Annotated in this window: 7 protein-coding genes; 3 read left to right on the top strand and 4 right to left on the bottom strand. The window is 48.1% G+C overall.

Annotated features, from left to right (window positions below; translation table 11 throughout):
• Positions 1-22: 22 nt before the first annotated feature.
• Both SPD80_RS02550 and ftsH read left to right on the top strand, forming a co-directional pair.
• Entirely contained in the window at positions 23-1,921 is a 1,899-nt protein-coding gene (locus tag SPD80_RS02550; RefSeq protein ID WP_320828344.1) for a fructose-1,6-bisphosphatase, read from the top strand.
• A gap of 106 nt (positions 1,922-2,027) precedes the next feature.
• The gene (gene ftsH / locus SPD80_RS02545; RefSeq protein ID WP_320828342.1) at positions 2,028-3,935 is read left to right on the top strand and encodes an ATP-dependent zinc metalloprotease FtsH; all 1,908 of its coding nucleotides are present in this window, start codon (positions 2,028-2,030) and stop codon (positions 3,933-3,935) included.
• Between the two features lie 158 nt (positions 3,936-4,093).
• Here the strand turns inward: ftsH and SPD80_RS02540 are convergent, their stop codons facing one another.
• Positions 4,094-4,906: an RNA methyltransferase gene (locus SPD80_RS02540; RefSeq protein ID WP_320828341.1), complete on the bottom strand. Its 813-nt coding sequence runs from the start codon at positions 4,904-4,906 to the stop codon at positions 4,094-4,096.
• A gap of 115 nt (positions 4,907-5,021) precedes the next feature.
• Between SPD80_RS02540 and SPD80_RS02535 the strand changes: the two genes are divergently transcribed.
• A complete protein-coding gene (locus tag SPD80_RS02535) occupies positions 5,022-6,545 on the top strand; it encodes a L,D-transpeptidase family protein (protein ID WP_320828340.1) in 1,524 nt (507 codons plus the stop codon).
• A gap of 17 nt (positions 6,546-6,562) precedes the next feature.
• Here SPD80_RS02535 and ffh read toward each other — a convergent pair whose 3' ends face one another.
• The 3 genes from ffh to smc all read right to left on the bottom strand — a co-directional run.
• Positions 6,563-7,954, bottom strand: coding sequence for a signal recognition particle protein (ffh, locus tag SPD80_RS02530; protein ID WP_320604446.1), 1,392 nt, complete (start codon positions 7,952-7,954; stop codon positions 6,563-6,565).
• Between the two features lie 3 nt (positions 7,955-7,957).
• Positions 7,958-8,863, bottom strand: a complete 906-nt coding sequence (gene ftsY / locus SPD80_RS02525; RefSeq protein WP_320604444.1) for a signal recognition particle-docking protein FtsY — start codon at positions 8,861-8,863, stop codon at positions 7,958-7,960.
• Positions 8,864-12,058 (bottom strand): chromosome segregation protein SMC (gene smc / locus SPD80_RS02520; protein ID WP_320828338.1); only part of this gene is annotated, 3,195 nt, incomplete at its 5' end.

The raw sequence follows: 12,058 nt of genomic DNA, 5'->3' as shown, positions 1-12,058 counted from the left end.
AGATAGTAAAAGGAGCACTGCCGTGCAACACCAAAACACAGAACAGTATTTTGATACTGCATACCTCAAACTTCTTTCCGAACAATTCCCCACATCACAGGCGGTTTACACGGAAATCATTAATCTGCAAGCCATCCTCAATTTGCCCAAAGCAACCGAGCATTTTATGAGTGATGTACACGGAGAAGCGGAAGCGTTTGAACACATCCTTAACAACTGCTCAGGCGTTATTCGCGAGCGCGTACGTGCTCTTTTTAGACATGAGCTCACAGCCACCGAGCAAGATGATTTGTGCACGTTACTCTACTACCCACGCGAGAAACTCTCTTTGCTTACCAAGAAGGATGATGCCTGGTATTACAACACCCTCTTGCAACTGGTTCGCATTGCTCGACATCTTTCCAGTGTGTACACCCGCTCCAAGGTACGCAAAGCATTACCACAAACGTACGCGTATATCATTGACGAGCTGCTGCGCGCATCTTCCATCGGGGAAGAAAGCCGTCATGACTACCATGTACACATTATTGAATCTATCGTAGCAACAGGTTCTGCCAATGACTTCATCATTTCTTTGTCGGAGCTCATTAAACGCTTAGCCGTAGACCATCTGCACATCGTCGGCGATCTTTTTGACCGCGGAGCTCATGCCGATAAAATCATCGACCGCCTTATGGTCTACCACTCTCTTGATATTCAATGGGGCAATCACGACATTTGTTGGATGGGCGCTGCCGCAGGGTCAGACGCCTGCATTGCATCGGTTGTACGCAACAATATCCGCTACAACTCCTACGACCTGCTGGAACGCTCATACGGCATCTCCCTGCGTGAGCTCGCGCTGTTTGCCGAGAAAACCTATCGAGCAGATGACGCCATCACTCCCATCAATAAAGCCATTGCCGTCATACTCTTTAAGCTCGAAGGCCAGGTCATTAAACGGAGTCCAGACTTTGCTATGATGGACCGCCTGTTTTTGGATAAGATGGATATATCTGCTGGCACGGTACAAATTGGTAACCAGACCTTCGACCTTATTACCACAGACTTCCCTACCATAGACTTCACCAACCCTTACGCGCTTTCCCCCGAAGAAACCACCATTATGCAGGGCCTACGTAAGTCTTTCCGCGAATCAGAACGTTTGCAAAAGCATATTAACTTCTTATATGAACATGGCTCAATCTATCTAACCTACAACAACAATCTATTGTTCCATGGCTGCATTCCGCTCCATATGTATGGCAGTTTTAGACCAGTTACCTGCGCAGGAAGACATTTTGCTGGCAAGGAATACCTAGACTTTTGTGACCGCATTGCACGCCGTGCCTGGCATGAGCATGACCAGGCGGCGCTGGACTGGATGTGGTATCTGTGGTGCGGTAAGTATTCTCCCCTTTCGGGACGGGTCGTAAAAACGTTTGAGCGCAGCTTTATTGCTGATAAAAGCTCCTGGACAGAACCTCAGGATGCCTACTACAACCTCACTGAGTCTTCTCATGTGTGTGAGCGCATTTTGGAAGAGTTTGGCTTAACTGGCCCACATTGCCATATTATTAACGGTCATACACCCGTTAAAACCATTAAGGGCGAGAAACCCCTGCGCGCGCAAGGAAAACTGCTTGTGATTGATGGCGGTTTTTGTAAGGCGTACCACGCAAAGACAGGTATTGCAGGCTATACCCTTATTGCCAGTGCTCACGGTATGCGCATAAAAGCACATCGTCCCTTCCAAGGCGTTGCATATGCACTGGTAAACAATGCAGATATTGAATCTGATGATGACAGCTTTGAGCTGGAAGATAAGCCACTCAAAATTGCCAACACAGACATTGGAGCCTCTATCAAAGAGCGTATCAATTCACTGTACGCGCTACTCTTTGCGTATCGTACGGGAGAGATTGCTGAGCATACTGCCTAAGCACACCGTGCGTACATAATCGATGAATATGTGCGTATGAACCATAACTCCAAGGGGTATTTTCCTATCATTGTTGCTGCTCATGCTCTAAGAGAGGAAGTACCTAATGGAAATGAATAAGCGCAAAAAACATCAATCGATGTTACTGTATGCGCTTCTGGCAGCGGCTGTAATTTTTGCTCTTAACTCTGCATTTTCCAGCTTGCGCTCGGGAAGTGCCATTCAGACAAGTTACAGCGAGTTTTCTACCATGCTCAATAATGGAAGCATTACCTCAGTAAAACTCAACACCAATTCTGGTGAGTTGTTTTACACCGCTTCTAAAGATAATAAAGAGCAAAACTTTGTAACCACACAATTCCCTGGTGACACATCACTGGTAGAAACCCTTAATAAAAAGGGCGTAAAGTACTCTGCAACCACGCAAAACAATGATACCAACACACTTATTATCTACTACCTTGTAACAACCATCCTACCCCTCATTCTTATGATTGCAGCAGGTGTTTGGCTTAACCGTAAGCTTAAAAAGGCAATGGGTGGCGATAACTCCATGACCTTTGGCGGTAACCCCTTTGGCGGCAGTCCTTTTGGTGGTGGATTGGGTAAATCTGGTGCCAAGGTAGTCAATGGTGAAGAAACAGGTGTCACCTTTAAAGATGTTGCTGGTCAAGACGAAGCAAAAGAATCTCTTGCAGAAATCGTAAGTTTTCTAGAAAACCCTGATAAGTATTCTGCTATTGGTGCCAAACTTCCCCATGGAGCTTTGCTGGTAGGCCCTCCAGGCACCGGTAAAACCTTACTTGCAAAAGCCGTTGCTGGTGAGGCAAACGTTCCGTTTTTCTCTATCTCCGGCTCTGAATTTGTAGAAATGTTTGTTGGCCGCGGTGCTGCAAAAGTTCGCGACCTCTTTAAACAAGCCAATGAGAAGGCACCTTGTATTGTCTTTATTGATGAGGTAGATACCATCGGTAAGCGCCGCGATGCTGGACTTTCCACTAATGATGAGCGTGAGCAAACCCTCAACCAGCTCCTTACCGAGATGGATGGTTTTGACAACCATAAGGGCATTGTAGTTCTTGCAGCTACCAACCGCCCAGACTCTTTAGACCCAGCTCTTTTGCGTCCCGGCCGTTTTGACCGACGCATTCCGGTGGAACTTCCTGATCTTGCTGGTCGTACTTCCATTCTTACGCTGCATTCTCATGACGTAAAAATGGAGCCTGGCGTAGACCTCGATGTTATCGCTCGTTCTACCCCTGGTGCCTCTGGTGCAGACCTTGCAAACATCATCAATGAAGCAGCACTTCGAGCCGTACGTATGGGTCGTGTGCGCGTCACGCAAGAAGATGTCCAAGAATCTGTAGAAGTGGTTATTGCTGGCGAGAAGCGCAAGTCCACCGTGCTTTCTGAACACGAGAAGCAAGTTGTTGCCTACCACGAGATTGGCCACGCAATTGTTGCCGCCTCTCAAAAAGGCGCTGCTCCCGTCCAGAAAATTACGATTGTCCCCCGTACTTCTGGCGCGCTTGGCTACACCATGCAGGTGGAAGAGGATGAGAAGTTCTTAACCACGCGTGAGGAGGCAGAGAACAAGATTGCTGTTTTGTGTGGTGGCCGCGCAGCAGAAGAGCTTATCTTTAATGAGGTTACTACAGGCGCTTCCAATGACATTGAAAAAGCTACCCAGATTGCGCGCAACATGGTTACCCAATACGGCATGTCAGACAAGTTTGGCATGGTTGCGCTTGGCCAAGTACGCAATCGTTACCTCAATGGTGGAACCGAACTCAATTGCTCCGAAGGCACTGCTCAACAAATTGATGAGGAAGTTATTCGCCTTGTCGAGAAGGGTCATCAAGCCGCAAGAGATGCCCTGACCGCCAATCGCTTTAAGCTCCATGAGCTCGCCCGTTACCTACAAAAGAAGGAAACCATTACTGGCGAAGAGTTTATGCGTATCTTTGAGCGTCAAGATGGCTTTGCACCAGTAGGTTCTGCTTACGAAAAGTAAGCTTTTGCCATACCCACATACCTTCTGCCATACCCCGCTTCTTAAGCGTTTTTTGCACGAGGATGGTATAGATGCCAAAGCGGCGTAATTGCACATTGCAACTACGCCGCTTCTATCTTTTTAACACCTTATTGCAGCCGTTCAGACTTGTTACACACCTAACGGCAAAGTTCCCAGAATGCCACCGCAGATGCAGCGGCCACATTAAGAGAATCTACACCATGCGCCATAGGAATACGCACCACAACATCGCAGCCATCAATAACACTATGAGTCAGTCCATCTCCCTCAGTACCAAAGAATAGAGCAAGACGTTCATGTTCTTTAAGGCTCGGATTATCTAGGGTTAATGAGGTATCAGAGAGTGCTAATGCCGCACAAGTAAACCCTGCAGCATGGAGTTGTTCTATACCCTCCAAAGGCCATACACCTTCAAAACGTGCATGAGGAACCAAAAAGACATTACCCATGGACACACGAATGGAGCGACGAGAAAACGGGTCTGCACACTCTGGTGACAACAAAACAGCGTCCACATTAAGTGCTGCTGCAGATCTAAAAAGCGCTCCTACATTAGTGGAATCCACGATGCCCTCAAGCACAGCTACCCGCCGAGCAGTACGCAAAAGCGTTGTTATGTCTGCCTGCGCAGGTCTTCTCATGGCAGCAAACGTACCACGTGTTACCTTGTAACCAACCAGCTCACTCGCAAGAGCATGCGGCATAACAAACACGGGGACCTCATACGCAAGCTGAGCCACCACGTCTTCCATAGCTGCAAGTTTTTTCTCATCCACTAACAAAGACAGAGGTTCCAGACCATGAGCCAAGGCAACTCGAATAGCAATTTCTGACTCAACAATCATAATGCCACGCTCAGGATCAATTGCATTTCTGAGTTGATGCTGCGTGAGCTTGGTGTATACCTCAAGCCGTGGATCATCTAAAGTATGAACTCGTAAAATTGGCATAATAAACTTTCTTTGTAAAACGGAATGCCGCCCCCTATCCAACAAGAACAGGGTATCATGGAGGTCACTCTGTACCGTTAATACCTTTACAGCTTTAAGAGAGCGGTTTTATTGTATGTCTAACCCCAAGCACTTCTCTGACTTATCTGACAATTCATCAGATACTTCGTCTGAGGACTTAGATACAACAACTTCTTGTGAACCCGCTAAAGAACAGCACTCTTTTAACAAAAAACGCATAGCTCTTATTGGTGGCGTAACTGTTGCTCTTTTAGCTGGTATCTACGGTGCTGGAGCATGGGTGTTCTCGGGAAGGTTCTATCCTAAAACCACCCTGCAAGCCCAGGATGTTTCCCTTAAAGCTGCCCATGATGTATCCAGCCATATTGACTCAAACTTGGATACGTTTGCTATTACTATTGATGGCAACGGTATTTCTAAGCATCTCTCTGCCCAAGACCTAGATATTAAGCTGGATACAGCTGCATTTGTTGCCCAAGCGCTTTCTGAGCAAAACATTTGGGCGTGGCCTCTTGAGCTCTTTAAGACCCATAAACTAAGCGCTCAATATAAAGCAAGCTTTAACAAGGACAAACTACACGCTGCCTTAACTGAGGATGTTGCCACCATTAACAAAGATGCTACGCAGCCTCAAGATGCATCCCCTCAGTTTGATAAAAATCAGCAAAAGTTTATAGTCGCTAAAGAAATATATGGCACCGCCCTTGATGAAGACGCCCTCAACAAGTTTGTGGAAGAGAAAATCATAGCTCTGCAATCTACTATCAAGCTCGGTGAAGAGTCCCTCAAGTTACCTGCCATTACCTCTGACAATGCAGATTTAAAAGCTCAGGTTGAGAAAGCCAACAGCTATATGATTGGCAACACGAAGCTTACCTTTAATGGCACAGAAGCTCGCATTCTTTCCAACGAGGATATTGCCCAGTGGGTGCTTTTCTCGGGAACTACGGATGCCAGCTTAGACACGAATGCAATTACCACATGGACAAAAGATGATTTATCCAAACAACTAGATACTGCAGGCACTACGCGCACCTACACCCGCCCTGATGGAGTTCAGGTCTCTGTAACGGGTGGCACCTACGGTTGGATTATTGATGGCACTGCTCTTGCCGAGAAAATCGTGGCGCAAATTGAAGCAAAGTCTACCAATGATATTGAGATTCCTGCTAAACAATCAGCTCAGGCTTGGACTGCTGCTGGCGGGCAAGATTGGAGCAATAGCTACATTGATGTAAGCCTTGGCGAGCAGTATGCACGCTACTATGTAGATGGCACGTTAACATGGGAAAGTTACCTGGTAAGTGGCAACACCTCAACCCGCCATGGCACTCCTACTGGTGTATATGCTGTTAATACCTATAAGGGTACCAATCAGACGCTCATTGGTTTTGATGAAGACCACGATGGCAAACCTGATTACAAGAGCCATGTTAATTACTGGATTCCTTTTGTTGGCAACGTAGTTGCGTTCCATGATGCTCCATGGCGTGCAAAGTTTGGCGGCTCTATTTACCAGTATAATGGCAGCCACGGCTGTATTAATCTACCTGCCGATAAGGCCGCGGAACTGTACAACCTTGTTCCTGTTGGCACAGTCGTGGTTGTGCACCAATAGACCAATAGTTCTGTGTATTAGAACCGTATATTGCGTGGGTCAATGCCCATGCGCTGCATCATGCCCTTCATCTGGCGCATGTTTGCCTTATTGCCGCCTTTACCAGTATTGGTCATGGCCTTCATTTTGCTCATCATTTTGTTCATCTCGCCCCATTGACGCAACAGACCATTAACCTCTTGCACGGAACGACCAGAGCCAGCCGCAATGCGCTTGCGACGCTGTCCGTTAATAGTTTTTGGACGCAGGCGCTCTGCAGGTGTCATAGAGCGAATCATTGCCTCAATACGCGTGATGGCATCATCATTAAGATTACCGGCACCACCAGCCTGATTGATAGCACGCTCAACACCAGGAATCATACTCGCAAGTTTAGATAGGCCACCCATCTTACGAATTTGCTGCATTTGTAAAAGCATGTCATCCATGGTAAATCCGTCGCGCATCATGCGCTCAGCAGCAGCCATGGACTCCTTATTGGCAAGTTGTTGAGCCTGCTCAATGATGCCATACATATCGCCCATGCCCAAGATGCGCTTGGCCATACGATCTGGATGGAACACTTCAAGAGAATCGGGTTTCTCGCCAAGAGAAACAAACTTAATGGGCTTACCGGTAACAGCGCGCACAGATAAAGCGCCGCCGCCACGAGCGTCACCGTCAAGCTTAGACATGATGACGCCATCAAAATCCGTACGCTCAGAGAACTCAGAGACAACATTTACAATATCCTGACCAGTCATGGCATCCACAACCATAAGAACCTGATCAGGACGAACGGCATGCTTAATATCCACGGCTTCTTGCATCATGGCTTCATCAATTTGCAAGCGACCTGCAGTATCCACAATCACAATGTCACACAGACGATTTACGGCATCATTGATGGCCTCAGTTGCAATGGCAACAGGATGAGCACCATCACCACGATAGACCGGTATGCCAATCTCGCCACCAAGGGTAGCAAGCTGATCTGCTGCTGCAGGACGGTAGGTATCGCAAGCAGCCAGCAAAGGTGTATGTCCCTGCTTCTTAAGCAGGTATGCTAATTTTACGGCAGCGGTAGTCTTACCAGAACCTTGCAAACCAACCAGCATAATAACGTTGGGTGTACGATTTTGCGCAAGCACGAGCTTAGACTCGGTTTCACCCAACAAATCCGTCAGCTCTTCCAACACAATAGCAACAACGTTTTGAGTAGGATTAAGCGAGCTTAAAATCTCTGCTGTTACGCACTTTTCTTTACATGAAGCAACAAAATCCTTAACTACACGGTAATTAACGTCTGCTTCCAACAGTGCCATGCGGATTTCACGCATAGCCAGCGTGATGTCTTCTTCGGTTAAGCGACCCTTACCACGCAGTTTGTCAAAGGTATCTTGAAGCCTGTCAGACAGGTTATTAAACATGAACTATATCCCTTCAGTTGAACCCACAAGTGCCTCGCAGAACTGCTGAGGATTAAATACCTGCAAGTCTTCAATCCCCTCGCCTACACCTATGCGATAAATTGGCAACTTAAGCTGATTAGAAATGGCAACAGCAATGCCGCCCTTTGCGGTACCATCCAGTTTAGTAACGATAAGACCGTCAATATCCAACGCATCATTAAACTCTTTTGCCTGAGACAAACCATTCTGCCCGGTTGTAGCATCAATAACAAGCACAACAGCTACGGGCATGTTAGCACGCTTGCGGGTAACACTTACTACCTTTGCTAACTCACGCATAAGGTCAGATGAGGTATGAAGACGCCCTGCTGTATCGATAAGAACAAGCGAGGAGTTGGTTTTCTCGGCCTGTTCCAAAACGTCGTAGCACACGCTTGCTGGGTCTGCACCGCGCTCGCGAGTAACAACGTCTACCTGTGCGCGCTTGCCCCAAACCTCAAGCTGCTCGATTGCTGCCGCGCGGAACGTGTCTGCTCCACCAATAAGCACGTTTGTGCCATTTGACCGAGCATTACCTGCAAGTTTACCCACAGTGGTTGTTTTGCCTGCGCCATTAATGCCTACAAACAATACGCAGCTGGGAGTATCGGTAAAGGGATCACGCTGAGTTTGAGGAAACGTTGCTGCCAGTTTAGCAGCCAATGCACGACGAAGTGCCGGTGCTGTGCGCAGGTTTTCTTTAGCGGCCTGCTCACGCAGCTCATCAGTAACACGCATGGCAACTTCTGCCCCAATATCGCCCATGACAAGGGTGTCTTCGAGGTCTTCCCAAAACGTTTCGTCAACTTCGCCACCCAGATAAAAAAGCTCACTTAAGGCTTCACGTGAACGAGAGAGCCCTTCTCGTAAACGGTCTGCAATACCCATTTAGGCGTCAACCACCTTTCCTGTTGCATGATCCAAGCGCTGCGAGACAACATGACTTACACCATCTGCCTGCATAGATACACCATACAGCACATCTGCCTGCTCCATGGTGCGACGCTGGTGAGAAATAACAATAAGCTGCGTATGTTCTTTAAGTTGCTCAATAGCACCTAACAACTTGTCGAGGTTAGAGTCATCCAATGCAGCCTCAACCTCATCAAAGACATAAAACGGAACCGTACGCGTGCGATAAACCGCAAAAAGCAGCGCAAGTGCTGTAAGTGATTTTTCACCACCGCTCATAAGCATCATCTTGGTAATACGCTTACCACGAGGCTGCGCCACAATCTCTATGCCTGTCTCGGACAGATGATCTGGATCGGTCATCTCTAAACATGCCTTACCACCTGGGAAAAGCATAGCAAATACCTGCTGGAAGTTCTTGTTAACGGTATCAAACGTAAGCAAGAACTGCTTGCGCATTTTACGCTCGATGGCAGCGGTAATCTTTACGAGCGCACTACGTGCTGCTTCCAAGTCCTCTACCTGCGCACCAATATAATCCGAACGCGTCTTGAGCTTGGTATACTCATCCATAGCAACTTGGTTTACGGGGCCAATATCTGCTAACTGACGCTTAAGAGAGGCAACTTCACGCTCATCTGCTTCACGGTCTTCAGGCTCAGGAAGTTCAAGTGCATCTTCTAAGGTATAGCTGCCATCTGCCACAATAGCCTGAATTGCTTGCTCTACTTGCACCTCAAGCTTACCTATACATACCTTAAGGTCACCCACCTGCACCTGCGCTTGCTCATACGCCTTTTGCGCATCGGTAACCTGCGCACGCGCATCATTAATAGTTTTCTTAAGCGATTCAGAATCCGCTTCTGCTAAACTCGCGCGATCTTGCAGTCTAGACGCCCAAGTCATGGCAACATCATGAATAGCAGAATAGCGCTCATGCAAAGGTTGTACCCGTAAACGCAGTACTTCAAGGGAGCGGGCGCTGTATTCTAATGAACTATGGCGGCTTTCCAAACCATGAAGACGACGTTCCAGTTCCTGCACATTGGTTTCTAAATGACGCTTACGCTCACGTACGGTAGCCAATTGCAAGCGTGCCTCAGATAGCTGAGCTGCCAATTTTGTTTCATGAGCAGAGAGTTCTTCACGAGACTCCACAACCTCTTGCAGTTTTTGCGTAAGAGCATCTGCTGTTTGAGCTGCCTCTTGGGCTTTGGTCTTATGCTCATCAAGTTGAGGTTGCGCCTGACGTGCACGCTGCGTCGCTTCTTCACGACGCTTAGCGAGTTGCGCACGCTCATTTTGTGCAGCACTACGCTGGCCCTGTAAACGGCCAAGTTCAGAAGACACACTTGACAGCTCACCTTTGAGCAACGCCACATGACTCTTGGAGCTATCCAGCTCTTCTCGAGAAGTGCTTAGTGTGGTGCGTGCTTGCTCCACTGCTGCAGTTGCCTGCACAAGAGCATGCTCCAAACCATCCATACCAGCCTGGAGTGTACGTATGGAACGCTTGCGCTCCAACGAACCAGACTCACTCGAAGATGCGGCGCCTACCAATACTCTGCCATCAGTGAGCACGGTAGTGCCATCCACAGTGGCATATACCAGCAAAGGATTGCGTTTATGAGCCTCTAGAGCCTGCTGAGCGCTCGGACATACGCACACATTACCCAAAAGCGCAGCTACCACAGCCTGTGCATCCTGAGTAATAGTAAGTTGGTCAAGCAACATAGTGCCATCTGCAGGACAAGCAGGCGCAAGCGTATTGTGTTTGCGGATGGCAGCAGATGAGGCAGATAGGTCTTTATTTACCAGCGTTGCATGACCGGTATGAGAAGCATCTTGCGACGCTTGATCGATGAGCAAGCTCAGGTCCTTCTCGGTAGATGTAACCAAAGCGGAAACGTCATCAGAGAGCAAGCGCTCTACCAATGCTTCGAGCTGCTGTGGCACTTCAATACAATCGCTGAGGCGCCCATCTATTAAAGAAGCAGTTTTTTTATTGTTAAGCAAACGTGCTACCAGCGGATTTGCAGTAGCATGTGTACGTTCTACCGCATCAAGAGCAGCAAGCGATGCCCTGGCTTCACTCAAAGCTTGACGTGCAGCTTCTTCTGCTGTCGTAGCCTCAGACAGCTGCTGCTTGTGCGCCTCTATAGCAGCAGTAGTGCTGCGTACACCCTCATCCAGCTTGGCAATGGAATCTGTAAGCTCTTGCTGCTTGGCCGTGCGCTCTGCAAGAGCCTCATCACAAATGGCAATAGTCTCATCCAGCTGAGAAAGACGGCTTACAAACAAAGAGTCTTCTAACTCAGCGTTAGAAATCTGCTCCTTAAGGCGGGCGTACGCTACGGTTTCCTGATCGCTTATGCGCTGCGCAGCACGCTGCTCGGCTGTGATTTGAGCGATGGTGCCGTCTACCTCACGCAACTCTTCTCGAGCAGCCATGGCCTTGGGCCCCAGCTCACTCACCTCTTGGTCGAGCTGATTAAACCGAGCCGTAAGATTAGCAAGCTCATTGCGATTGCGATCCAAATCCTGTGTACGATCTGCTTTTTGTTTTTCCAAAGAAGAAAGATTCATGCGCATATCAGAAAGCTTGGCAACCATGTTCTTGCCCTTTTCTTCCAACAGACGCATGTCAGAGTTAATGCGACCCAGCGCATCTTGCATACGACGGCGCTGGTCTCCCAAATCACCTACAAACAAACCTTTTTGCTCAAGCATGGATTGTAATTTTTCAAGCTCAGCTTGTTTCTCGTCCAGACGGTAACGCGCAAGCTCGAGCTCTGCATCAGACTCTTTACTTTGAGAGTTGAGTCGCGTCCATTCACGCTGAAGAGCACGAAGGTCATCTACAGCCAAAAGCGTGGTTAGTTCAGACAAGCGATTTTGTACATCATTGGCACGCTTGGCTTTATCTACCTGGCTCTCAAGAGGACGTAACTGACGATTAATCTCGCGCGCAATGTCTTTTGCACGATGCAGATTTTCATCCATGCTTTTTAGCTTGCGTTGCGAGCGCTCTTTGCGACGACGGTGCTTGGAAATGCCAGCAGCTTCCTCAATGAGCTCACGGCGCTCTTCGGGACGACTTTGTAAGATGGCATCTAGCTTACCCTGAGAAATGATGGAGTGAGTATCCTTACCTAGGCCAGAATCATGAAG

It is taken from the genome of Atopobium sp. (genome assembly GCF_034113385.1).
Classification (GTDB): Bacteria; Actinomycetota; Coriobacteriia; order Coriobacteriales; family Atopobiaceae; genus Atopobium.
The sequence above is the reverse complement of the archived record's forward strand: the minus strand, read 5'-3'. Positions and strand labels throughout refer to the sequence as shown.

Bases quoted from the DNA above. Each gene is read 5' to 3' on its own strand.
- ftsH (WP_320828342.1), top strand. From the start codon at position 2,028: ATGGAAATGAATAAGCGCAAAAAACATCAATCGATGTTACTGTATGCG.
- SPD80_RS02540 (WP_320828341.1), bottom strand. From the start codon at position 4,906: ATGCCAATTTTACGAGTTCATACTTTAGATGATCCACGGCTTGAGGTA.
- SPD80_RS02535 (WP_320828340.1), top strand. From the start codon at position 5,022: ATGTCTAACCCCAAGCACTTCTCTGACTTATCTGACAATTCATCAGAT.
- ffh (WP_320604446.1), bottom strand. From the start codon at position 7,954: ATGTTTAATAACCTGTCTGACAGGCTTCAAGATACCTTTGACAAACTG.
- ftsY (WP_320604444.1), bottom strand. From the start codon at position 8,863: ATGGGTATTGCAGACCGTTTACGAGAAGGGCTCTCTCGTTCACGTGAA.